Here is a 23057-nt window from a genome sequence, read left to right on the forward strand (position 1 = left end):
GGGTCTTGGGCGGTTCCGGACCACCGCGCCCCCTTGCCATGCCCGCCCCCCGGGGGGCATAGTGGCACACCCGCGCGCCGTGGCAGCGCGCGGCGTCCGTGCCCCTTCGCAGCGTTCATCCGTGAGGTCGCCATGCAGATCCGCAAGATACTCGTTCCCGTGGACGGTTCCGATTATTCGCAGCGCGCGGCGGAATACGCCGCAGATTTCGCCAAGCTGGTGGGCGCAGAAGTGGTGCTGCTCATCTGCCGCATGTCCATCCCGCCCATTCTCGGGCAGACGGCCTACGACCAGGCGCGCAACTCGCTGGTGGCCCAGGCCGAGGAAGTGCTGGAACCCTGCCGCAAGCTGCTGCGCGAGCGTGGCGTGCCCTTTGCCGACCGGGTTCTGGAGGGCAAGGTGGAGGTGGCCATCGTGGACGCCGCCGACTACGAGCGCTGCGACCTGATCATCATGGGCTCGCGCGGGCACTCGGAACTGGAAGGCCTGCTGCTGGGCAGCGTCACCCACCGGGTGCTCCAGATGGCGTCGTGTCCCGTGATGGTCATCCGGTAGGGGCTGTATCCAAATTGTCTTTTCGCCCGTTGGCTGACCGACCCGAAGGGCGCGTAGCGTGCCCGTTAAGCGAGTCTGCGAGCTTTACGGGCATCGAGCGCAGAGCGGTCAAACTTCGCCTGCCATGGCGTTGCTGTCCTTATCCGTAAGACTCGCGCTACTCGCTCGCCTAACGGCTAAGGCTCGGTCGAATAAGATAAAAGCGCGTTGCGGCCCCTATCCGTAAGGTTTGCTGCGCTCACCTGACGGCTAGGGCACTCCCTCATGGCAGGCTTGTTTTCCTTGCCAACGAACGAAAATCCTAATTTGGAAACAGCCCCCGAGACAAAATCCGCGCGTCCCGGCAGACAGGAGCATCCATGAGCGGCAACACCTTCGGTCGCATCTTCCGGCTGACCACCTACGGCGAATCGCACGGCCCCGGCCTTGGCGGCGTGGTGGACGGCTGCCCCGCCGGGGTGCCGCTGGACGAAGCGGCCATCCAGCGCGAACTGGACCTGCGCCGCCCCGGCAGCGCATCCGCTGGCCTTGCGGGCACGGCCCGCAAGGAGCCGGATACCGTGCGCCTGCTTTCCGGCGTGTTCGAGGGGGTCACCACCGGCACCCCCATCGGTTTCCACATCGCCAACGAAGACCAGCGCTCGCGCGATTATGGCGACCTGGCCAAGCTGTACCGGCCCGGCCACGCCGACATCACCTACGACGCCAAGTACGGCCTGCGCGACCATCGCGGCGGCGGCCGGGCGTCGGGACGGGAAACCGTGTCCCGCGTGGCGGGCGGGGCCGTGGCGCTGGCGCTGCTGGCCATGCACGACATTTCGGTGCGCGCCTACACCGTGGAGATCGGCGGGGTGCCCGCCGACGTGGTGGACCCGGCGGGCGCGCAGGAGCGCATGTTCTTTTCGCCCGACCCGGACGTGGTGCCCGCGTGGGAATCGCTGGTGCACGACGTGCGGGCCGAGGGCGACACCCTGGGCGGCATCGTGCAGGTGGAAGCCACCGGCGTGCCCGCTGGCCTCGGCGAGCCGGTGTTCGACAAGCTGGACGCGCTGCTGGCCCATGCCCTGATGTCCGTGGGCGCGGTGAAGGCCGTGGAGGTGGGCGCGGGGCTGGAAGCGGCGCGCCTGCGCGGCAGCGAGAACAACGACCCCATCGTACCCGGCGGCTTCCACACCAATCACGCCGGGGGCATTCTGGGCGGCATCTCCAACGGGCAGCCCATCGTGGTGCGCGCGGCGGTGAAGCCCATTCCTTCCATCGCGCAGGAGCAGATCACCATCGACACCAACGGCAGGCCCGCGCCGCTGCGCGTGGGCGGGCGGCACGACATCTGCGCCATCCCGCGCGTGGTGCCGGTGCTGAAGGCCATGGTGGCGCTGGTGTTGGCGGACAGTCTTCTCCTCCAGCGCCGCATGGGTTGAGCGAAGCCCCCAGATTGGTTCTTTTGCCTTCCGGCTTCGTCAAACGCGTTTTTTGCTCCGGTCGAGTACGAGAAGAGTACACTCCCTTCGCAAAAAACGCGTTTTCCTCGCCGGAAAGCAAAATTCCTCAATCTGGGAGCTTCGCTAAAAGACACCTGTCACCCCCCTGTAGCTGAGACGCAACCGGCGGACGCTCCTTCCGGAGCGTCCGCCGGTTTCATTTGCCCATTTCCCTTCAGCTCCCGGTCGGCGACGTGTTTCGTTCACTGCCTGGGGTCGCCTGCCTGCACTTCGCCGCCGGGCGGATCGGGATCCGGCTCGTGCCCCGGTTCCGGGTCGCGGTAGGCGGTGGCGATGCGCTTGAATTCCTCTTCGGCCAGCAGGAAGGCGTCCACCACCGCCGGGTCGAAGTGGCTGCCCCGGCCTTGCAGGATGATCTCGCGCACCTTGGCGTGGGGGAAGGCCGGTTTGTACTGCCGGGCGCAGATCAGCGCGTCGTACACGTCGGCCACGGCCATCAGGCGGCCGGACAGGGGAATGGCCTCGCCCGCAAGGCCTTCCATGTAGCCGGTGCCGTCCCATTTTTCGTGGTGGCTCCAGGCTATTTCCGCCGCCAGGTGCAGGAAGGCGTCGTCCTCCATGCCCTGCGCCGCGTTGGCGATGATGTTCCGGCCGTGCCGCACATGCTGGCGGATCACGGCGTATTCCTCGTCGGTGAGCTTGCCGGGCTTGAACAGCACGCTGTCGGGCACGGCCACCTTGCCCACGTCGTGCAGCGGCGCGGAATGGAACAGCAGGTCGATGTAGTCCTCGGTCAGCTGGGGGTAGGTTTCCTTGCCGCCCCCCCTTCCGATGTCGCGCAGGGCCTCGGCCAGCGCCCGCACGTAGTGCTGGGTGCGCTTGATGTGCGCGCCGCTGATTTCGTCGCGGCTTTCGGCCACGGCGGTCATGGATTCCAGGGTCATCTGCCGGGCGTGGTTGAGCTGGCGCAGCCGCACGAAGGCCATGCGCCGCTCGCGGGCGTACAACGCCAGCGAAAGCAGCGCGCCCTGGGCCAGCGCGGCCAGCACCGGGGCGGACATGGGCAGGGCGATGCCCCGCCACAGGTACAGGGCCGACCCCACGGCGGGAAAGGCCAGCGCCGCCAGCAGGGTGGCCCCCCCGGCCCGCAGCGGCCCCGCGCGCAGAAACAGCAGCCCCGCCAGCATGGTCACCAGCGCCGCCGGAATGAACCGGTAGGCCGCCGGATGGGCCGGGTCGCGGTGGTGGTTGCCGTCCAGCAGGTTGTCCAGCGCCACGGCGTGCACCTCGGTGCCGGGGTAGTTGGCCGACACCGGGGTGTGGTGCAGGTCGTTCAGCCGTGCGGCGCTGGACCCCAGAATGACGATGCGCCCCGCGAACAGGGCGGGGGCCTGCGCATCGCGCAGCAGGTCCGCCGCCGGGACGAACCGGTGCGCCCGCGCCCCGCCGTCGAAGCGCAGCCGCATGCGGGCCTCGCCGTCCACGGGAATGCGCGTCGCGCCCGCCACCAGCACCGGCCCCAGCGCGTCCGTCTCCACCCGCAGTTCGCGCAGGGAGCGCGCATGCAGGAACAGGGCAAGGGCCAGGCTTGGGTAGTACTGCCCCTGAAAACGGTGCAGCAGGGGCACGCGTCGGATGCTGCCGTCCTCGTCCTTTTCCACGTTGATGAACCCGGACCCGGCCAGCCCCGCCTGGATGGGCCCGGCGTTGCACAGTATGCCCGTGGCCTCCGCCGGGTTGATGGCCGTGGTTTCGCCGGTCACGCGCACCGGGCGCGGCAGGTTTTCCGGGTCGGGGGTGATCAGGTCGAACAGGTGCATCACCGCGCCCACGGCCTCTGCCTTGGCCAGCACGCTGCCGAAGTAGGCGTCGTTGTCTTCCATGCCGCGCGGCACGCCCGCGATGGTGATGTCCAGCCCGAAGTCGCGCTGGAATGCCTTGCGGATGGTGGCGATGGAGGTGCGGTCCGGCTCGGAGAACAGGATGTCCACGCCCACGGCGGCGGGCAGGGCTTCGGCAATGCGGCGCACGATGCCCCCGGTGAGGTAGCGCGGCCATGGCCATTGACCGGCGGCGGCCAGGCTTTCCTCGTCGATGTCCACGATGACGACCTGATCGGGCCTGCCGGAAGGGTCTGCAAGGCCGGGCTGCGCATGCGTGGATTGGCGCACCCTGTGTCGCGCCAGGCCATCGAGGATGCGGTTGTCCGCAAGCTGCACCAGGCCCGGTTCCACCAGGCAGAACAGCGCGGACAGCACCAGGCCCGCGATGGTCACGGCCGCCACCAGCCGCGCGCGCGGAATGGTGGCAGGGCGTGGGGGGGCTGGGGCGGGGGATGGCATGTGGGAGTTCCTTGCCGCGCGCGGCAAGGTGCGGCGCGTCACGGCGGCTGAGCGAGCGGGACGGGGAGTGCGGGCCGGGAAGCGTGGGCCAGACGGCGACGCGACGCGGGGCGCCATGCTTCCCCGCGCCGCGTTGATGCCGCCGGAAACGGATTGGCGAACCTAGCGGACCAGGATCTCCACGCGCCGATTCCTGGCCTCTGCCACGCCGGGGGCGGTGGGCACGATGGGGTCGTTGGCCCCGTGCCCGGAAAGCGCCATGACGTTGGCGGGCACCCCGCGCGCTTCAAGCATGCGGCGGATGGCGTCGGCCCGGGCCATGGACAGCTTCTGGTTGGCGGCGGGGTCTCCCGCGCTGTCGCTGTGCCCGATGACCGAAACGTTGCTCACGGCGCGGCGCGTGATGTCGGCGGCGGCCTCGTCCAGCGCCGGGCGCGAGGCGGGTTCCGGCTCCGTGGAGCCGGTGGGGAAGTACAGCAGAAAGCTTCTGGGCGCTTCCGGCATGGCGGCCACGGATGCGCCGAACAGGCGGTCTATCTCCTGTTGCGGCATCACCCTGGGCGCGGCGGGCTTGTCGGCCACCTGGGTGGATTCGTTGGCGGCGGCCAGGGGCTGTTCGGCCCCGCCCCCCTTCACCACCACCCGGCCCACGCTGCCGTCGTCGTCGGGCACCAGCACCACGGTGGTCTTGGGCGCGCAGGCCCCCAGCGTCATCAGCAGGCACAGCAGAAGCATGGAAATCAGCGTGCGCATGGCGTCCCCCTATTCGGCGCGGATGAGAAAACGGGTGCCGCGCACGCCCACGGCGGCCTGCGGCGTGCGGAACCTGACCGCCTCGGGCGCGAGCTTGGCCAGCCTGCCCGAAGAATAGGCCGCCTCGCCGCGCTGCATGTACACGTCGAAGTCGTAGTCCTTTTCCAGCGGGACGAAGCGGTAGGACTGCACCGTCAGTTCCGAGCCCGGCCCCACGGCGATGCGGCTGCCGTCCTGAAAGCTGACCCCGGCCTTGCCGTCCGGGCCGGTGCGCAGGATGTCGCCCACCAGCAGCGGGTCGCCCGGAGTTGGCCGGACGAGGCTGCCCGCGCGCTCCAGGGTGACCGCGCCGGACAGCGAGCGGAAGTTGGCGGCGGGCTGTTCGTCCCGCGCAAAGGCGACGCCGGTGGCCCCGCCCGTCAGGCCAGTCAGAACAGTCAGGCCCGTCAGCATGGTCAGGGCCGCCAGCAACATGAAAATGGGCAGGCGAGCGATGCGCATGGAACCCCCGGGGTGGTATGCGGACTGTGCAGGCGCGGAAACCCCTTCCGCGTGCTGCATGGGTGCTTGCCGGGCTGCCCGTCGGGCTCATGCGCCGTGCAAGCGGGCAGCCCCCGTTATGCTGTTTCTGACATTGGTTATTTTTATACACAATTAGTTTTTTGGCGGCGTTCTTGCGGAGCGGGTGCAAGCGCGGCGCTGTCCGCGCTTGCGGGTGGACAGGCTTTGTCTTTCCGTTTCGCCCATCGCCCATCGCCCATCGCCCATCGCCCATCGCCCATCGCCCATCGCCCCGCGTCTGCTTCGTCGCCTGGTTGCGCCATCTGGCCCGCCCTGCCCACTGGCCCAGCTGTTCCATCCGGCCCGCCATCCTTGACGGGTGCGGCCCGAGCGGCTAGGGGCTGTTGCTGTACCCACGTTTTTCCTGCCCCGCCCCGCCGTTGTCCCACCCTGTCCCCACTGGCCCGGGCTGCGGACTGCCGGGCATGCCCCGCGCGTTTTTCTCGCCCATAACCGGACACCTCATGCAGCACGACCCGCGCAACCCGCGTTCCTCCCGAATTTCCCGGCCCGCCGCCCGGCAGGCCGCACCCGCCGGGCAATCCGCCCCCATGCTGGCCGCCCTGCAAGACGCGCAGGACGCCCCGGAACAGCTTTCCGGCGTGCTCGACCGCGTCATCTTCCACAACGAGGAAAACGGCTACACCGTGCTGCGCCTGCGCCCGCTGCCCAAGGGCGACATGATCAGCGTGGTGGGGCACATGGTCTCGCCGCAGCCGGGCGCCTCGTTGAAGCTGGTGGGCCGCTGGGTGAACAACCCGCGCTTCGGGCGGCAGTTTTCCATGGAAAGCTACGAGAACCTGCTGCCCGCCTCGGTGGAGGGCATCCGCCACTATCTGGGGTCCGGCCTCATCAAGGGCGTGGGCGAATCCATGGCCGCGCGCATCGTGGAAGCCTTCGGCGAGGACACCTTTCGCGTGCTGGACGAGGAGCCGGACAGGCTGCTGCGGGTCAGCGGCGTGGGCAGCAAGACGCTGGAACGCATCAAGGCGGGCTGGTCCGACCACCAGGGCATCCGCGACCTGATCATGTTCCTGCAGCCGCACGGGGTCAGCACCGCCTATGCCGTGCGCATCTACCGCCATTACGGCCAGCAGGCCCTTTCCGTGGTGCGCGAGAACCCCTATCGCCTGGCCATGGACATCCACGGCATCGGCTTCCATACCGCCGACACCGTGGCGGAAAAGCTGGGCTTCTCGCGCGACAGCGAACTGCGGGCAGAGGCGGGCACCCTGTACACCCTGCAACGCCTGAACGACGACGGCCACGTCTACGTGCCGCACGACGCGCTGATCGCCCAGACCTCGGACCAGCTCGACATCCGCGCCGACCTCGTGGAGGATTCGCTGCGCACGCTGGAAATCGAGGAACGCATCGTCATCGAGGAGATGGACGGCGAACTCGGCATCTTCCTTTCGCGCTACCATCACTACGAAACCAAGATCGCCTACTACCTGCAGCGGGTGCTGCGTTCGCCGAAAGCCGTGCGCTTCGACGACCCGGAGGCCATCATCGCCAAGGTGCTGGACAAGCTGTCCATCACCCTCGCGCCGGAGCAGCTGGAAGCCGTGCGCACCGCCACCCGCGCCAAGGTCATGGTGCTTACCGGCGGCCCCGGCACCGGCAAGACCACCATCATCAACGCCATCATCAAGGTCTTTGCCGAAACCGGGGCCAAGATACTGCTGGCCGCGCCCACGGGCCGCGCCGCCAAGCGCATGTCCGAGACCAGCGGGCGCGAATCCAAGACCATTCACCGGCTGCTGGAGTACAGCCCCAAGGAGGACGGCTTCGCCCGCAACGAGGACAACCCCCTCGCCTGCGGCCTGCTGGTGGTGGACGAGGCGTCCATGATGGACACCATGCTCATGTACCACCTGCTGAAGGCCGTGCCGCTGGGGGCCACGCTGCTCTTCGTGGGCGACGTGCACCAGCTGCCCTCGGTGGGGCCGGGCAACGTGCTGCGCGACGTCATCGCCTCGGGCGTGGTGCCGGTGGTGGAACTGGTGGAGGTGTTCCGCCAGGCCGCCGAAAGCGAGATCATCTGCAACGCCCACCGCATCAACCACGGCGAGGTGCCGCCGCTGGATTCCTCGCGCGACCGGCTGTCCGACTTCTACTTCATCCGCCAGGACGACCCCGAGAAGGTCGTGGAGATGATCGTGGAACTGGTGCGCGACCATATCCCCCGGCGTTTCGGCCTGCATCCCGTGGACGACATCCAGGTGCTCACCCCCATGCACAAGGGCGCGGCGGGCGCGGGCAACCTGAACGTGCGGTTGCAGCAGGCCCTGAACGGCCAGACCCTGTGCGTGCAGCGCGGCGAACGCCAGTACCGCCTGGACGACAAGGTGATGCAGATCCGCAACAACTACGACAAGGACGTCTTCAACGGCGACATCGGGCGCATCTGCCTGGTGGACCCCAAGGAACGCCAGCTTACCGTGCGCTTCGACGAGCGCAACGTGCCCTACGCCTGGGAAGAGCTGGACGAGATCGTCCCCGCCTACGCCATCTCCGTGCACAAGTCGCAGGGGTCCGAATACCCCGCCGTGGTCATCCCCGTGCTGACCCAGCATTACATGCTGCTGCAACGCAACCTTATCTACACCGGCGTCACGCGCGGCAAGCGCCTGGTGGTGCTGGTGGGCGAGCCGCGCGCCCTGTCCATGGCCGTCAAGAACAACCGCATGCACAAGCGCCACACCCGCCTCGCCCGGCGGTTGGCGTTGGGGCTGGGCGTGGGGTAGTCTGGGCGGAAAGGCGAGGATTTTTGAAGAGGAAGAGAATCGGGGGAAGGGGAGGAAAATTTGAAAATTTTCCTCCCCTTCCCCCGAACCCCTATCCCCTCCTTCAAACTTTTCAATTGTGGTGTATGGCGTGAGGCAAGAGGCCGCGCAGAAGCGGCAGGTTCACGCGGGGCAAGGCGCGGGAGGGGAGAAAAGACCCCGCTCGGCAGTCTGCCCGGAACAGGGAGAAAGAAGATGTCGCAAGAAATAGTTGCCGTCGTGCATGGTCGCCGCGTGTCGCCCCGCGCCGCGCGTTCCTTCGCCGCCGCGCTGGCGGTGCTGGTCCTGTCCGCGCTGGTTCTGACCGGTTGCGCCGGGCGCGGGCCGCGCGAGACCGCGCCGCCGCGTTTCACCGAGCTGGAGCGCCATCCGCAGGACCTTTCCGTGTACGCCGCCCGCGCGGGCGGCGACCGCCCGTTGCTCGACATCGCCACCCAGGCCGCCCAGGACCAGCGCTGGAACACCCGCTTCTTCGCCCCGTGGTTGCAGACCCGCACCGGGGTCACCATCGCAGAGGTGGCCCGCACCGCGCCCTACCTGACCAAGGAAGGCCGCCCGCGCGGCCACGCCGAAAACCTGCTGCCGTGGGACGCCAGCCGCTTCGCCGCGCTGGTGGCCAACTGCGACGCCGCGTCCTTCCCGGCCATGGCCGAGCGCGGCATCATCGTGCGCAACACCGCCCTGCGCGAACTGCCCACCCTGCGCCCGTCGTTCGCAAATCCCGACAAGGCCGGGCAGGGCTACCCCTTCGACGACCTGCAACGCTCTGCCGTGTGGACGGGCACCCCCGTGTTCGTCTCGCACGTGTCGCTGGACCGGGCGTGGCTGTACTGCGAAACCGGCTTCGCCTCCGGCTGGGTGCCCGCCGAGCACGTGGCCCTTGCCGACGCAACCTTCCGCGCCCTGTACCAGAACGGCCGCTACGCCGCCGTGCTGCGCGACGACGTGGCCCTTACCGGGCCGGCGCAAGCCTACATCGCCACCGCGCACATCGGCGCGGTGTTCCCCGTGGCCGTGGAATCGCCGGGCGGGCTCACCGTGCTGGTGCCCCTGCGCGACGCCGACGGCCGCGCCGTGCTCGGCCAGTCCGCCCTGCCCGCCGGGTACGCGGCCATGAAGCCGCTGGCCATCTCCGCCGCGCGCATGGCGGAGATCGGCAACCGCATGATGGGTCAGCCCTACGGCTGGGGCGGCATGTACGAAGACCGCGACTGCTCGGCCACCCTGCGCGACCTGTTCGCCCCCTTCGGCATCTGGCTGCCGCGCAATTCCGCGTCGCAAGCCAAGGCCGGGCGGTTCGTGGATTTCGGCAAGGCCTCGCCCGACGGCAAGGAAGCCATCATCCGCGCGCAGGGCGTGCCCTTCCTGACCCTGCTGTGGCTCAAGGGGCACATTACCCTGTACCTTGGCGAATACGACGGCCATCCGGTGATGTTCCACAACATCTGGGGCTTGCGCGTGTTCAACAACACCGGCGAGGACGGCGAGCGCGGGCAGGAGGGCCGGTTCATCCTGGGCCGCGCCGTGGTCACTTCGCTGCGGCCCGGCACCGAACTGCCCAACCTGACCACCCCGGACGGACTGGTGGCCCGCATGCTGGGCATGTCCATTCTGCCTGGCGGGGGGCAGTAGCGTGCGCATGGGGGGAATGGTGGTTCCGCACGCCCTGAACGGGGAGCGTCCATGAGCGGCCACGCCTTTTTCGCGCTGACGCTGGGCTGCAAGATCAACCAGTACGAGACGGAGGCCGTGCGCGAGGCATGGCTGGCGCGCGGCTGGCGCGAGGCCGCAGACCCCGCCGAGGCAAGCGTGCTGCTGATCAACTCGTGCGCGGTCACTGCGCGCGCCGTGGCCGACGTGCGTCAGGCCGTGGCCCGCATGCACCGGGCCGCGCCGCAGGGGCGCATCGTGGTCACCGGCTGCGCGGCGCAGGTGCTGCGCGAGGACATCGCCGCGCTGCCCGGCGTGGCCGACGTGGTGGGTCAGCAGGCCAAGGTCTCGCTGTTGCGCTACGACCCGGAGATCGGTGCGGCGGGGGCGCATGAGGGGACTGCGGTAGGCGGTAACGATGACGATCTTTCCGCTGGCGACGGTGCGTTCCCGGCCTTCCGCATTAATGGCTTCACCCGGTCACGCCCGGTGCTCAAGGTGCAGGACGGCTGTTCGCACCGCTGCACCTACTGCATCGTGCCGCTGGCGCGCGGCGCGGCCCGCAGCCGCGACCCGCGCGAGGCGCTGGCAGAGGCGCGCCGCCTGCTGGATGCGGGGTTTCGCGAACTGATCGTTTCCGGCGTCAATCTGCGCCAGTACGGGCGCGACCTGCCCGGCGGCGGGCCGGACTTCTGGGAGTTGCTGGCCTTTCTGGAGCGCGAGCTTGCCCCGCAGTGGGCGGGCCGGGCGCGGCTGCGCATCAGTTCGCTGGAGCCGGGCCAGCTTGGCGAACGCGCGCTGGACGTGCTGGCCGAAAGCCGTCTGGTGGCTCCGCAGCTGCATCTTTCGTTGCAGAGCGGCAGCCCCGGCGTGTTGCGCCGCATGGGACGAGGACATTACCGGCCCGAGCCGCTGCTGGATTTCGTGCGCGATCTGGCCGAGGTGTGGCCGCTGTTCGGCCTTGGCGCGGACATCCTGACCGGTTTTCCCGGCGAGACGGACGCGGAGTTTGGCGAGACGCTGGATTTCGTGGGGGCCTTGCCGCTGACCTATGCGCACGTGTTCCCGTATTCGCGCAGGCCGGGCACCCCGGCGGCGGTGATGAACGGGCAGTTGCCGCAGGAGGTGAAGAAGCGCCGGGCGGCGGAGTTGCGCGGCGCGGTGGCGGTGAAGAAGGCCACGTTCCTGCAACGCCTGCTGGCCGAGCCGCACCTGCTGGTGGCCCCGGAGGGGACGCGCGGGTTGAAGGGCGTGTGCGAGTATTATGCCGAGTGCCGGTTTACTGGCGGGCGGCGTCCGACCGCGCAGGCGGGGCAGGGGGGGGAGCAGGCAGGCCCCGGTGATCTGGTGGCAGTACGTCCCCTTGGCGTGGAACGCGACGGCCTGCTGGTGGAGGCTGTGTAGCGGTCAGGCTTGGCTGTGCTTTTGAACGAATACGGCTGTCCATCATGCATGTCATGGTGGGCAGCCGTTGTTTTTGGAAACTGCTGGGTGTGGATGCTTGTCGGGTCGCGCGGTCACGTTGCTTGCGGAATCCGCCTTTTTGGGCCGGGCGGCGTTGGCGCGTAATTTTCGCTGCTCACGTACGCCAGTACGCTCCGCGCGAAAATCGCGCGCCGCCTTGCCCGGCCACAAAAAAACGTAATTCCTTGCACTGTGCCCGCACCAGCCATCCGCGCCGAAAGACCGGCGCGGAGTATAAGGAAGAAAGGCAGTTCTACGGATGTGGGGAGGCGGGGAAGAAAGGATGGGAGCTGTTGGCTGTCAGGGAATACTCCTGCCAGCGCACTTCGTCCACGATGAGAAAGTTGAAGGGGGAGGGGGGCGGGGAGGGGGAAAATTTCAATTTTCCCCCTCCCCGCGTCCTCTTCAGTCCTTCTTCTTTCCCTTCTCTCTCTAGTGCCCCCGCAACTGCTGCAGGGCGTCGTAGGCGGCGCGGGCGTTGTAGCTGCTGCGCACGAGCGGGGCGGAGAACACGTGGGGGATGCCGAGGGCGTGGCCATGGGCGGCGTAGCCTTCGAAGGCATCGGGGTGGACGTAGCGCTCGACGGGCGGGTGGTTGCGGCTGGGGCGCATGTACTGGCCGATGGTGGCGATGTGGCAGCCCGTGGCGGCAAGGTCGGCCAGGGTGGCGCGCACCTCGTCGTCGGTTTCGCCAAGGCCCACCATCAGCCCGCTTTTTGCGATGGCCCCGGCGGCGCGCACCTGGGACAGCAGTTCCAGGCTCTGGGCGTAGTCGGCCTGCGGGCGGATGCGCGGGTAGTGCGCGGGCGGGGTTTCCACGTTGTGGTTGATGATGTCGGGCGCGGCGTCCAGCACGGCGTCCAGCGCGGCCCGGCTGCCGCGAAAGTCGGGGATCAGCACCTCGATGGTGGCGGGCTGGCCGCTCACGGTGGCGGGCAGGGCGGCGCGCAGGGCGCGCACGGTGGCCGCGAAGTGGCCGGAACCGCCGTCGGGCAGGTCGTCGCGGGTGACGGAGGTGACCACCACGTGCGAAAGGCCAAGGCGCGCGGCGCCTTCGGCCACGCGGCGGGGTTCGTCCGGGTCTGGCGGGGCGGCCTGGCCGGGGGTGATGTTGCAGAAGGCGCAGTTGCGGGTGCACACGTTGCCCAGGATGAGGAACGTGGCCGTACCCGAAGAAAAGCACTCGAACATGTTCGGGCACTTGGCGCTCTGGCACACGGTGTTCAGGCGCAGGTCGTCCACCAGCGAACGGGTGTCCCCGGAGGTGTGGCTACAGGGCAGCTTGACCCGCAGCCACGGCGGAATCCGCAAATATGGCGCGGAATTGCCGGGCACAGACATCCTTTACCTCCTGCATGGATGGGGAATCGCCGCCCAGTTCGCGGTGCAGCGACGTGGCCTGCGCGTCGGGCAGGCCGCACAGGGTGATCATCTCGAAAAGGGACAGGTCGCGGCCCACGTTCAGGGCGAACCCGTGGTACGAGGTCCAGCGGCGCACGGCCATGCCGATGGAGCAGATCTTGCGGTTTTCGATCCACACGCCGGGGCGGCCTTCCCACCGGGCTGCTGTCAGGCCGAAGTGACCCAGCGTGGAGATGACCACCTCTTCGAGGTCGTGGAACATCTGCCGCAGGCCGCCCGGCCGTTTGGCCACCCGGAACACCGGATAGGCCACCAGCTGGCCGGGGAAATGGCAGGTGATGTTGCCCCCGCGCGACGACTGCACCAGGTCTATGCCTTGCGTTGCCAGCCATTCGCGGCCCACGTGCAGGTTTTCGCCCCCGCCGTTGCGGCCAAGGGTGATCACCGGGTGGTGTTCCAGCAGGTACAGGGTTTCTTCCGCCCCTGCCGCCACTTCCTCCAGCCGCGCCCGTTGCAGGGCGTCTGCCTCTGCGTAGCGGATGAGGCCCAGGTCGATGATGTTCATGCGCGTGGTGTTCCGGTTGCAAAGGGCCGGGGGCGGTGGCGTCCCCGGCCTTGAAGTTTGCGGTAAACCTGCGTCGGTGTTGCGGACGTGGGGCTAGTCGTCGCGCCGGGGCTTGCGCCGCCGGGCGTGGTGCTGTCCCGCGTTGTCCGGGCGGTCGCCGTCGCGCCGGTCGTCACGCCGGGCATTGGACCGTTCGGGCCGGTCGCCCTGCGGGACATTGGGGCGCTCGGCATTGCGTTCACCCCGCGCGGGCCGCTCTCCCCGTTCGGGCCGGGCCTGCTGCGGGCGCTGTTGCCCTCCCTCGTGCTGCCCGCGCGGACGGTCGCCGCGTGGCTCGTTGCCCTGGCGCGGGGCGCGGGCATCCCTGTCGGGCCTGTCGCGCCTGTCACGTTTGTCGCCGCCGGGCCTGCCCTCGCGGTCGAAGTGGCGGCGCGGCTTGCCCGCGCGGCCTGCCTCGCCCTGCTGGCGGGCCTCGCCGTCGCGCGGGGCGTCGCGGCGTTCCTGACGGGTATCGGGCCGCTGGTCGGGACGACGGTCGTTCCGCTCGCCGGGGCGGTCGGGTCTGCGCTCCTGGCGCGCGCCCTGCCGGGGGTCCTGTCGTGTACCGGGGCGTGCCTGGGGTGCGTCCTGCTGCCGGTCCCGCTGTTCCTGCCGATCGCGCCGATCGTGCCGATCGGGCTGGTCCCGCCGATCATGTTGGTCGCGCGGATCGGGGCGGCCATTGTGGCGCTGGCCGGGCCGTTGGCCGTGCCGGGCGTGTCCGCCCTGGCCTTCGGTCTGGCGGTTTTCCCCACGTTGGGCGGGGGCGTCCGGCCGCCCGTCCTGCCGTCCTTTCTGGCGTCCTTCCTGCGGACCATCGGGGCGTTGCCGCCGGGCGTTGCCGAAGGAGCGCTGCGCGCGTCCCTGCGGCCGCTGCTGGCCGTCGCGGCCTTCGCCGCGCGTCTGCCGGGCCGCCGGCGCATCGTCCGTACCGTAATGGCCGGGGCCGGATGGGCCGGATGGGCCGGATTGGGCCGGGGCCGCCTTGCCGTGCGCGGGGCGTTGCGGTCCGCGACGGTTGGTCCATTCGCCACGCGGGGCGTCGCGGTGCTCGCCCCGCTGCCCGCCCTGCCGGTCGCCGCCCGTGCGGCCGCCCGGCCTGCCGGAGCGCCGGTTGCCCGCATCGGCCCGGCCGCCAGCATCGGCCCGGTTGCCGAAATCGTCGGAAACGCCGCGCTTGCCGCCGCCGAACTGCCCGTCCTGCCCGTATGCGTCACGGGGCCGCCCGCCGGGCTGCCCGGAGAACCCGGCGTCGAACCCGCCATCGCGGGCGTGGCCGCGCCGGGCACCGAAGCGGGGCACGCCGCGCCGCTGGGCGGCCCTGCCCACATGTGGCTGGTTGGCGAACATCTGGCCGTAGGTCTGGCCGTGGTCTGGGCCGTCAACGCGGTTGCCGTCGGGCTCGGACGGGTCGTGCCCGTCGAATTCATCGTGCCCGTCATGTTCGTCAAGATCGCCAGGGGCATCGAACCCGGCGGGGCTGCCGGGGGTGGGCGCGCCCCACTGTGGCCCGCTTTCCAGCAGGAAGGCGGGCTGAAGGTCGTCGTCGCCGTCCTGCATGGGGGCGGCATGGCCCACAGCCTTGCCGCGCGCGGGCTTGCGGCCCGTTCTCGCGGCGGCTCCACCGGCCGTTCCCCAGTTTTTCGCGCCCCTGTCCGTACCCTTGTCCCCGCCCTTGTCCGCGCCGCGCGCGGGCGGGGTCCATTCCAGTTCCAGCGCGCCGGACTTGCGGTCGCGGCGTTCCACCTCCGGCCAGGTGATTTCGAGGGCCGTGCCGGAATGCACCTGCCGCGCGTCGTGCAGCAGGGCCAGCCCCCGTTCGGAGCAGGCGTAGCGCACCGGTTCGCGGCGGCCGGGCAGCGGGAAGGCGTCGGAAATGATGCGGATGGTGTTGCGCGGGGGGGCCACCTTGTCCGCTTCGCCCAGCAGCACGAAGGACAGGCTGGCGGTGCCCTTTTCCAGCTTGGCCCTGCGGCTCAGTTCTTCCAGCCAGGCGGGCGCGCCCTGGATGGGGAAGGTGAAGTGGCACCAGCCGCCCGGCCCGCCCGTTTCCAGCATGGGGCACGCGTCGTGGTGGGGGCAGGGGGCCAGCGGGGCCAGGCCCACCTCCATGGCCGCGCGGCGGAACTGGGTGACGTAGCGCGCTCCCAGCCGGGTGCCCGGCTCGATGACCAGCAGACGGCCGCCCTGGGCCATCGACGCCCCGATCTTTTCGGCCAGGTCTTCCATGCGGAATTCCAGGGGCTCGTCGCGGCGGGGCTTCAGCTCGTTCATCACGTTGCCCGCCATGATCAGCGCCGCGTCGCCGCGCACTTCCTTCAGGGCGGATTCCAGCGGGGCGCGCAGGGTGCGCAGCGCCCAGGGCGATTCCTCGCCCGCCACCACCTGCAGCAGGTCGCGGCCCACCTCCAGTGGGTGGGGGGCGATGTCGGCGCACAGGAAGGTCAGCGGCAGGGTACGCAGGTCGGGCCGGGCCAGCCACAGGGCCAGCGGCAGGGTCAGCGGGCCGCTGCCCAGGTCGAGGATCAGCGGGCGTTCCAGCAGGGCGTCGCGGTCCACCAGGTCCAGCGAGGGCAGCAGCCGCCCCAGGCGCACCAGGTTCCACGGCATGAAGTAGCGCAGATAGGCGGAAAGCAGGCGCGGGGCCGCCCAGTAAGGCTCGGAAAGCGCGCCGCGTTCGCTGGTGAGCATCTGCGACAGGTCGCGGATGGCCATGGGCAGGTCGCGGCGGTGCGCGGTGCGCAGCGGGGCCACGGTGTCCAGCGCGGTGGGCAGTGATTCCAGGCGCTGCCGGTATTCCGGCGACAGGGCGGTGAAAAGATGGTGCATGCGGGGTCCGTTGGTTGGGTGTCGGCGTGGCCGACGATGCATGGGCTGCCGTGCGTGGGGCCGGGGCCGCCGGGCGCGGGGCCGGTGTCGTCGCGCCCCGGATGGTGATGCGGGCGCGGTGCGGGCGGCTGCTGGCGGTGCGCGGCCCGTGTCATGGTTTCAATGCGCCTGGGGCGCTTTGGGCGCTCATGGTGCGCGGGGGGGCGTGGCTGCCCGGAGCTACCGGCGTTCAGGTGTCGATAATGGTCCCGGAAGTTCCGGGGTCGCCGTCCGGGTCGCCTTGCCCGTGCCGTTTGGCGGGGTGCAGGCCCCTGCGGGGCGGAGGCGGTGGCCCGCGTTTCGGGCAATCTTGCGTCATGCGGCGCGCCCGTGGAGCGTTGGGCGGTCAGCCCAGGCGCATGTGGCGCACGAAGGCCTGCGCGAAGCCTGTGGCGGCGGTCAGGTCCACCACGCGGCAACCGGCGCGCCAGGCGACGATGCGGTCGCGCAGTTCCGGGTGGAGCAGCAGCAGTTCCGCCCCGCGCAGCGAGGCGTTGCCGATGGCCCGCGCGCGGCTGGCCACCCCGGCGGGCAGGAATCCCAGCGTTTCGAGGTCTTCGGGGCGGGCGTGTTCGCCCAGCGCCCCGGCAAGGTACACGGCGTCCAGCGCCGTTCCGGGCATGCCGGCTTCCGCCAGCAGCCGTTCGTAGGCAAGGGAGAAGGCGGCCTTCACCTTCAGCACTTCTTCTACGTCGCCCGCCGAAAGATGCAAGCCCCCAGGCAGGGGCAGACGCCGTTCGCCGCGCACCATGACCAGCGATGCGGCCAGGCGGCGCGCCAGCGGGGAATGCGGTTCCATCACGAAGCGGCCGTCTTCGTCAAGCAGCCCGGCGCGCAACAGCACCTTGAGCAGCGAAATATACCCCGTGCCGCACAGGTGGGTGGGGGCGGCGGGCGCGCCGTCGTCGTGGGGCAGGACGGTGGCCGCGAGGCCGGCGGGCCCCAGGGTGAACGCGGCCACGGCACCCGGCTGGGCCACCCCGCCGCAGGACAGGCCGATGCCCTCCAGCGCGGGGCCCAGGGCCACGCTGGTCACCAGCGCGCCGTCCGGGCCGGTGGCCAGCACGAATTCGCCGTTGGTGCCCAGGTCCGCCAGCAGGAAGGGGAAGCGGGGGGGGGATGCGGCCAGCGGGGCAAGGGGGGCGGAATCGCCGGGTGCGGCCGCCAGCCCGCCGTACAGCAGGGCCGTCATGCCCGCCGCCACGTCGCCGCCCACGAAGGGCGCGGGTTGCGGGGGAATCCACACGTCGGGCACGGCCGCCAGCAGCGGCGGCTCCGGCAGGGATTCCGCCGCGCCGCCCGCGTAGTCCAGCCGGTAGGGGGCGGTGGCCAGGCCGGACACGTCGCGCCCCAGCAGGATGGCGGTCATGGCCGTGTTGCCCGCCACGCACAGCCCGCGCACCGGGCCGGGCAGCCCGGCGGCGATGCGGCCCACGGCCGCCAGGGTCAGGCGGCGCAGGGCCGCGAGCCCGGCGGGGGACGAGGCCACGGCCAGGCGCGACATGACCTCGCTGCCCGCGCCCATCTGGGGGTTCAGCTCTGCGCCGTGGGCCACTCGGCGTCCGTCGGGCGCAAGGGCAGACCAGTGCAGGGTGGTGGTGCCGAGGTCGATGGCGAGGAGCAGCGGCGTGGATGCTTCCGGGGTGTCCCCCGGGGCGTGCTTCATGGGGGCGTCCACCACCCGCGTGCGGCGCGGGGCCGCCCCTTCGGGCAAGGTGAAGGCGATGACGCAGGGCCCGGCGTCCGCTCCGTGCGGTCCACCTGGATCACTCGGGCCGTGCGCCGAATCGGGCAGGCCGGACTGGATGAGCGGGGTGGGCGGCGCGTGGCGGCACAGCAGACGCCAGCCATCGGCCAGTTCCGTTTCGGAAAAATGGGCCGTGTCCGCCGCATGGGGCTCGGGCGCGCCACGGGTGAAGCGCGCGGCGCACCGCCCGCAGCGGCCAAGGCCGGAGCACAGCGCGGGCGGGTCCACCTGGCCGCTCATCCACACCAGGCGGGCCAGAGTGTCCGCCGGGCCCGCCCCCTGGCCGAATACGGAGGCCGGAACAGCCGCGCCCCCGGAGGTTTCGGACGCGGCCGCATTGCCGCCCGCCGGGGCGGCGGGCAGGGGCAGACGCAGTGTGCGGCCGTCTGGCAGGGTAACCACCGCCGCCCCGCGAGGGTCGCGGGCTGGCGGTTCAGGCGGCGTGGATGGTGAGGCCGGGCGGGACATCGCGACTCCTTGGACGGTTTCTTGCCTGCAACTGCCCCAAGACGCCGCATCTGGCAAGGGGCGGCGGCTTCGCCCGCGACCGGGCCGGGGCAGGCCGCGCCGGGTGATGGCCCGCGGCGCGGGCGCGTTGCGGGGTGGCATTGCGCATCCGATAATCGTCCTGTAGATTTAGAAGAAAGAAGCAGGGTTGGCGAAAGGGGCTTGGCGCATGGAAATCGTGCTTGGCGCGGTGATAGGTTTCTTGCTGCTCGTGATGGTGCTGGTTTCCACCCAGCGCTCCAACGCCGCGCACGAGGAACGGCTGCGCGATCTGCATTCGCGGCGGCGCGCGGTGGCCCTGGACCTGCGCAACCTGCAGGAGAACATCCAGCAGCTCAAGATCGTCGAGCATGAACTGCGCCGCAAGCTGGCCGAGGCGGACGAGCGCGCCAGCCGCGAAATGGAAGTGCGCAAGGACCGCGAGGCGCGCCAGCAGGCCAGCCAGTTCGGCAGCATCCTCGACGCGCTGCTGCACGAACGGCTGCTGTCCGCCGAGCAGCTTGGCAAGGCCCGCAGCTACAGGGACCAGTCCAAATCTGCCTATCCGCTCATCGAAATCGTGAGCATGCTCGGCTACGTGAAGGCCGACGTGGTGCACCGGATGCGCCAGCGCTACCCCAACCTTTCCGACGAATAAGGGCCGCCCGCCGGGGCTGGCCCGCATTCCGCAGTGCGGCCGTATCCGGTCCGTTCTTTCGTGCCGCATGCAGCCGCGCCGGATTGGCGTTCATCTTGCAAAGAAATGCGGCGACGGCAGGATTCTCCCGGTGCGCACTGCCCTTGGCAGCATGCGGGCAGGCGTGCGGCGGACTTCGGCCGACGCCCGGCAGGTTCGTCCTGCGAGTCGTTGGCCGCGCCGCTTGACCCGGCCTGCCGTCACTGCCACTATCCGGCCATTCAGCGCCCATGCGCGAGGAGCCCGCACCACCATGAACAAGATTCTGGCGCAGGACGAGGTCGATGCCCTGCTTCGCGGCCTTTCCGGCGGCGAAATAGAAAGCGAATCCGACATACCCGAGGACGATTCGGGCATTGTCCCGTTCGACCTCGCCAACCAGGACCGCATCATTCGCGGCCGCATGCCGGTTCTTGAAATCGTCAACGACCGGTTCGCGCGGCTGTGCACCAACGCGCTGTCCAACACCGTGCGCAAGCGGGTGGAGCTGAACCCCATCTCCATCGACATGACGAAGTTCGGCGATTTCATGCGCTCGCTGCCGGTGCCCACCAGCATCAACATCTTCAAGATGGAGCCACTGCGCGGCAACGCCATCATCGTGGTGGATTCGCGTCTGGTCTTCGCCCTGGTGGAAAATTTCTTTGGCGGCGCGGGCAGCCAGCCCAAGATCGAGGGCCGCGAATTCACGCGCATCGAACAGGCCATCGTGGACCGGGTGATCAAGATCGCCCTCGACAACATGGAAGAGTCGTGGCGGCCGGTGCACGACGTGAGCCTGGAACTGGTGCGCTCCGAGATCAACCCGCAGTTCGCGGCCATCGTGCCGCCCAGCGACGTGGTGGTGGTGATCACCTTCGAGGTGGAGCTGGAAACGGCCATCGGTTCGCTGGTCATCTGCCTGCCCTACGCCACCATCGAACCCATCCGCTCCAAGCTGCACGCCAGCTTTCAGACCGAGCGTCTGGAAGTGGACCACGCCTGGGTCTCGCGCCTGAAGGAACGGCTGCTGGAAACCCCGGTGAACCTGAAGGTGCGCTTCGGCGAAGCCAAGATTTCCGGCAACCAGCTGTTGCGGTTGCAGGTGGGCGACGTGCTGCTGCTGGATACGGACACCGACGACCTGCTGGAATGCACCGTGGAAGGCGTGACCAAGTTCTGGGGCATTTCCGGCACGGTGAAGGCCAACAAGGCTTTCCAGATCATCAAGGAAGAAGAGCCGCGCTATACCTGATGCGCGGCTGTTTCCGCATGCATGTACGAACGGCGCGCCTCGATGGGGTGCGCCGTTTTTCGTGGCGTGACGGACATGGCGCAAAAACGGAGGGCTCGGAAGGGCGGTGCGGAAGGGCGGCGCGGAAGGAAGGGCGGGAAGGTGGCGCGGGGCGGATGCAGCGCGGGGTGTCGTGGCGGGCCGGGGCGGTCGGGCACGGGTGGGATGCGTGCCGCCTGCCGGTCAGTAGTGCACGCGGGTCAGGGTCAGGCCATGCGCGGGCGCGGTGGGCGGGGCCGCCCTGCGGTCGCGGGCGGCCATGACGGCGGGCACCTCGCCGGGGGGCAGCTTGCCGCGCCCCACTGCCACCAGCAGGCCCATCATGTTGCGGACCATCTGCTTCAGAAAGCCGTCGGCCTCGAAGTCCCAGGCGATGACGCGGGCGCATTCCGGCTGGGCGTCTTCCGCCGTGGGCGGGCCGCTGGCCGTCGCGGAGGGGCTCTCGCCTGCCGCGCCCACGGCCAGCCACGGCAGCGCGCCCGGGGCGGGGAGCATTTCGCCCTCGTGGTGGCGGGACACCACGGTCACGGTGCGCACGGTGGTGGCGATGTCCGTGCCGGTGTTCTGGAAGCTGGCGAAGTCGTGCCTGCCGATGAGGTGCGCGGCGGCCTCGTCCATGGCGGCGAGGTCCAGCGGGCCGGTGGCCCAGACGAAGGGGGCCAGCCGGGGGGGCACCCAGCGCCGGGTGGGCCAGAGGCGGTAGGTGTAGGTCTTGCCGCGCGCGCTGAACCGGGCGTGAAAGTCGTCGGGCACGCGGGCTACGGCGGCAACGGCGATGTCGTCGGGCAGCCCGGCGTTGAAGGCACGCTGCCAATCCATGTCCGCCTTGTGCTCGGGCACGTCCATGTGGGCCACCTGGGCCTCGGCGTGCACGCCCGAATCGGTGCGCCCCGCGCCGTGCAGGCGCACCGGCGCGCCCACGATGCGCTCGGCGATGCGCTCCAACTCACCCTGCACGGTACGCGGCCGGGGCCGGTCATTGCGGGCCTGGATCTGCCACCCGGCCAGGTGGGTGCCCACGTAGGACACGGTAAGGGCAAGCCGGGCCATGGGCTATTCGAGGGGCAGCTGCATGCGGGTGAGCGCCTCGGACAGCTTGGCGGCCTTTTCCGCCTGCACGAAGGTGAGGATTTCGCCCGCCTGGCGGCCGCGCATGCCCGCCAGAATCCTGACGGCGATCTTCTCGTCCAGCGTCTCCAGCACGGCCGCCGCCTGCTTGGCCTTCATGTTGGTGTACACGTCCACCAGGTGGCGCAGCTTTTCGTCCTTCATGCCCTGCGCGTCCTTGAGCATGATCTTGATGCGCGCCTCGAGGTCCTGCATCTGGGCCAGCTTGGCGTCGATCTGCTGTTCCAGGCTTTTCAGTTCCTGCTCGCGGCGGTTCAGGTCTTCCTGGCGGCGGTTCAGATCGTCGCGGTTGAGCAGGCCGTTCTGCCCGCCTGCGGCGGTCCCCGCAACGCCGCCCGTCGGGGGGGCGGTGGATGCGGCGGATGCGGCGGGGGACGGGGCAGGGGAAGGGGCAGGCTGGGCTTCGGCTGCCCAGGCCGTGCCGTCGCGGTGCATGCGGCCGCGCGCGGCGGTGACGGCGGGGGAAGGCGATGCGGCGGCGGGGACGACGGCAGTATCGGGGGAAGTGGCGGCAAGAGTGGAGGCCACCCCGGTGGCGCTGGCAATGTCCGCCGTCAGCGGCAGATCCAGCCCGCTGCCGGGCTGGGCGGCCCTGGCGCCTGATGCAGGCGCAACGGCGGTGGCCACCACGGCGGGTGCGCCGCCCGTGGCGAACGGCCACGGCTGTTCCAGGGCAAAGGCCACCAGCAGGGCCACCTTGATGGCGGCGGCGGTGAGCAGCCAGCGGCAGAGCCTAGAAAGACGGAGGCTCGAAACGAAGCGTTGCGGTTTCGTCATAGGTGCGCTGTTCGCGGAGGAGTTCTTCGTGCGCATGGCGGGCCGCCTGTTTGTCCTTGAGCTTTTCCAGCAGTTTGCGTTCCTGCGATTTCTTCACCAGTTCCGCGCGGGCCTGCTCCCTCTGCTGGGCCAGCATGCGCAGGCGCAGTTCGGCATGGGTCAGGTCTTCGCGCAAGCCGCGCAGGAAGTTGCGTTGCAGCCAGAGTTCATCGCGCGAGAGGCGCGCGTCTTCGTACAGTTTCCGCTCCGCCTCGGCAATGGCCGCGCGCACCGCCTCCACCTGGCGCTGTTGCGCCTCGTGGGCGGACTTGGCGCGGGCGAAGGCCAGCTTGGCCTGCTCTTCCAACTGTTCCCGGTAGTCGAGAACCTGTTGCAGGCGGAAACGGAACGGGGGCATGGGGCATCCTTTTGCGGCGTTGTGGGGCTGGCGGCGTCGGAATGTTGCCGCGCCGGACCCTTCGGCCCGAAGGATAGCAAATACCGGGCCGGATGCGCCCAACCGTTCGGGAGTCCCTGGCCCATCGCCCCGTCGCCCCGTCCCTTGGTCGTCCGGTGGCCT

Annotated in this window: 17 protein-coding genes; 7 read left to right on the plus strand and 10 right to left on the minus strand. The window is 70.0% G+C overall.

Going from position 1 to position 23057, the window contains the following annotated elements; translation table 11 throughout:
* Positions 1 to 132 precede the first annotated feature (132 nt).
* Both RVX_RS03615 and aroC read left to right on the plus strand, forming a co-directional pair.
* Entirely contained in the window at positions 133 to 555 is a 423-nt protein-coding gene (locus RVX_RS03615; RefSeq protein WP_116304767.1) for a universal stress protein, read from the plus strand.
* 359 nt (positions 556 to 914) lie between these two features.
* On the plus strand, positions 915 to 1976 hold the full coding sequence (gene aroC / locus RVX_RS03620) for a chorismate synthase (RefSeq protein WP_116304768.1): 1062 nt from the start codon (positions 915 to 917) through the stop codon (positions 1974 to 1976).
* Between the two features lie 263 nt (positions 1977 to 2239).
* Here the strand turns inward: aroC and RVX_RS03625 are convergent, their stop codons facing one another.
* The 3 genes from RVX_RS03625 to RVX_RS03635 form a co-directional block, all read right to left on the minus strand.
* Complete coding sequence (locus RVX_RS03625; protein WP_116304769.1) at positions 2240 to 4339, minus strand: CHASE2 domain-containing protein; 2100 nt, start codon at positions 4337 to 4339, stop codon at positions 2240 to 2242.
* Positions 4340 to 4501: 162 nt separating this feature from the next.
* Entirely contained in the window at positions 4502 to 5092 is a 591-nt protein-coding gene (locus tag RVX_RS03630; RefSeq protein WP_116304770.1) for an OmpA family protein, read from the minus strand.
* Between the two features lie 9 nt (positions 5093 to 5101).
* On the minus strand, positions 5102 to 5593 hold the full coding sequence (locus RVX_RS03635) for a FecR family protein (protein WP_230404348.1): 492 nt from the start codon (positions 5591 to 5593) through the stop codon (positions 5102 to 5104).
* Positions 5594 to 6204: 611 nt separating this feature from the next.
* On the opposite strand from RVX_RS03635, the gene RVX_RS03640 reads away from it, so the two are divergent.
* From RVX_RS03640 to RVX_RS03650, 3 genes are all read left to right on the plus strand, one after another.
* Complete coding sequence (locus RVX_RS03640) at positions 6205 to 8403, plus strand: ATP-dependent RecD-like DNA helicase (protein ID WP_116306308.1); 2199 nt, start codon at positions 6205 to 6207, stop codon at positions 8401 to 8403.
* 234 nt (positions 8404 to 8637) lie between these two features.
* Positions 8638 to 10074 (plus strand): NlpC/P60 family N-terminal domain-containing protein, encoded by a 1437-nt coding sequence (locus RVX_RS03645; protein ID WP_116304772.1) that lies wholly within the window; start codon positions 8638 to 8640, stop codon positions 10072 to 10074.
* 51 nt (positions 10075 to 10125) lie between these two features.
* Entirely contained in the window at positions 10126 to 11496 is a 1371-nt protein-coding gene (locus RVX_RS03650; protein ID WP_116304773.1) for a MiaB/RimO family radical SAM methylthiotransferase, read from the plus strand.
* Between the two features lie 492 nt (positions 11497 to 11988).
* On the opposite strand, the gene lipA is transcribed toward RVX_RS03650, so the two are convergent.
* The 4 genes from lipA to RVX_RS03670 all read right to left on the minus strand — a co-directional run bounded on the left by lipA (position 11989) and on the right by RVX_RS03670 (position 18605).
* Positions 11989 to 12897: a lipoyl synthase gene (gene lipA / locus RVX_RS03655; RefSeq protein WP_116304774.1), complete on the minus strand. Its 909-nt coding sequence runs from the start codon at positions 12895 to 12897 to the stop codon at positions 11989 to 11991.
* Positions 12827 to 13483, minus strand: coding sequence for a lipoyl(octanoyl) transferase LipB (lipB, locus tag RVX_RS03660; RefSeq protein WP_116304775.1), 657 nt, complete (start codon positions 13481 to 13483; stop codon positions 12827 to 12829). Before lipB ends, lipA begins: the two co-directional genes overlap by 71 nt.
* 93 nt (positions 13484 to 13576) lie before the next feature.
* Positions 13577 to 16351, minus strand: a complete 2775-nt coding sequence (locus tag RVX_RS03665; protein ID WP_116304776.1) for a small ribosomal subunit Rsm22 family protein — start codon at positions 16349 to 16351, stop codon at positions 13577 to 13579.
* Between the two features lie 385 nt (positions 16352 to 16736).
* Positions 16737 to 18605, minus strand: coding sequence for an ASKHA domain-containing protein (locus tag RVX_RS03670; protein WP_116304777.1), 1869 nt, complete (start codon positions 18603 to 18605; stop codon positions 16737 to 16739).
* 208 nt (positions 18606 to 18813) lie between these two features.
* Between RVX_RS03670 and RVX_RS03675 the strand changes: the two genes are divergently transcribed.
* Together RVX_RS03675 and fliM are read left to right on the plus strand one after the other, a co-directional pair.
* Positions 18814 to 19281: a hypothetical protein gene (locus RVX_RS03675; protein WP_172596511.1), complete on the plus strand. Its 468-nt coding sequence runs from the start codon at positions 18814 to 18816 to the stop codon at positions 19279 to 19281.
* Between the two features lie 292 nt (positions 19282 to 19573).
* On the plus strand, positions 19574 to 20554 hold the full coding sequence (gene fliM, locus RVX_RS03680) for a flagellar motor switch protein FliM (RefSeq protein WP_116304779.1): 981 nt from the start codon (positions 19574 to 19576) through the stop codon (positions 20552 to 20554).
* Between the two features lie 222 nt (positions 20555 to 20776).
* Here the strand turns inward: fliM and RVX_RS03685 are convergent, their stop codons facing one another.
* From RVX_RS03685 to fliJ, 3 genes are read right to left on the minus strand one after another with little or no spacing between them, the layout of a single operon-like run.
* Positions 20777 to 21643 carry a tRNA pseudouridine synthase A gene (locus RVX_RS03685; RefSeq protein ID WP_116304780.1) on the minus strand — a complete coding sequence of 289 codons (867 nt, stop codon included), beginning with the start codon at positions 21641 to 21643 and terminating at the stop codon, positions 20777 to 20779.
* A gap of 3 nt (positions 21644 to 21646) precedes the next feature.
* Positions 21647 to 22498 carry a MotE family protein gene (locus RVX_RS03690; RefSeq protein ID WP_420192411.1) on the minus strand — a complete coding sequence of 284 codons (852 nt, stop codon included), beginning with the start codon at positions 22496 to 22498 and terminating at the stop codon, positions 21647 to 21649.
* On the minus strand, positions 22455 to 22895 hold the full coding sequence (fliJ, locus tag RVX_RS03695; RefSeq protein ID WP_116304782.1) for a flagellar export protein FliJ: 441 nt from the start codon (positions 22893 to 22895) through the stop codon (positions 22455 to 22457). Before fliJ ends, RVX_RS03690 begins: the two co-directional genes overlap by 44 nt.
* Positions 22896 to 23057 lie beyond the last annotated feature (162 nt).

Origin of the sequence: Nitratidesulfovibrio sp. HK-II (assembly GCF_003402415.2) — a bacterium.
In the GTDB taxonomy this organism is placed as follows: Bacteria; Desulfobacterota; Desulfovibrionia; order Desulfovibrionales; family Desulfovibrionaceae; genus Cupidesulfovibrio.

Coding starts and splice junctions, on each gene's coding strand:
- RVX_RS03615 (WP_116304767.1), top strand. CDS start 133: ATGCAGATCCGCAAGATACTCGTTCCCGTGGACGGTTCCGATTATTCG.
- aroC (WP_116304768.1), top strand. CDS start 915: ATGAGCGGCAACACCTTCGGTCGCATCTTCCGGCTGACCACCTACGGC.
- RVX_RS03625 (WP_116304769.1), bottom strand. CDS start 4,339: ATGCCATCCCCCGCCCCAGCCCCCCCACGCCCTGCCACCATTCCGCGC.
- RVX_RS03630 (WP_116304770.1), bottom strand. CDS start 5,092: ATGCGCACGCTGATTTCCATGCTTCTGCTGTGCCTGCTGATGACGCTG.
- RVX_RS03635 (WP_230404348.1), bottom strand. CDS start 5,593: ATGCGCATCGCTCGCCTGCCCATTTTCATGTTGCTGGCGGCCCTGACC.
- RVX_RS03640 (WP_116306308.1), top strand. CDS start 6,205: ATGCTGGCCGCCCTGCAAGACGCGCAGGACGCCCCGGAACAGCTTTCC.
- RVX_RS03645 (WP_116304772.1), top strand. CDS start 8,638: ATGTCGCAAGAAATAGTTGCCGTCGTGCATGGTCGCCGCGTGTCGCCC.
- RVX_RS03650 (WP_116304773.1), top strand. CDS start 10,126: ATGAGCGGCCACGCCTTTTTCGCGCTGACGCTGGGCTGCAAGATCAAC.
- lipA (WP_116304774.1), bottom strand. CDS start 12,897: ATGTCTGTGCCCGGCAATTCCGCGCCATATTTGCGGATTCCGCCGTGG.
- lipB (WP_116304775.1), bottom strand. CDS start 13,483: ATGAACATCATCGACCTGGGCCTCATCCGCTACGCAGAGGCAGACGCC.
- RVX_RS03665 (WP_116304776.1), bottom strand. CDS start 16,351: ATGCACCATCTTTTCACCGCCCTGTCGCCGGAATACCGGCAGCGCCTG.
- RVX_RS03670 (WP_116304777.1), bottom strand. CDS start 18,605: ATGTCCCGCCCGGCCTCACCATCCACGCCGCCTGAACCGCCAGCCCGC.
- RVX_RS03675 (WP_172596511.1), top strand. CDS start 18,814: ATGGAAATCGTGCTTGGCGCGGTGATAGGTTTCTTGCTGCTCGTGATG.
- fliM (WP_116304779.1), top strand. CDS start 19,574: ATGAACAAGATTCTGGCGCAGGACGAGGTCGATGCCCTGCTTCGCGGC.
- RVX_RS03685 (WP_116304780.1), bottom strand. CDS start 21,643: ATGGCCCGGCTTGCCCTTACCGTGTCCTACGTGGGCACCCACCTGGCC.
- RVX_RS03690 (WP_420192411.1), bottom strand. CDS start 22,498: ATGACGAAACCGCAACGCTTCGTTTCGAGCCTCCGTCTTTCTAGGCTC.
- fliJ (WP_116304782.1), bottom strand. CDS start 22,895: ATGCCCCCGTTCCGTTTCCGCCTGCAACAGGTTCTCGACTACCGGGAA.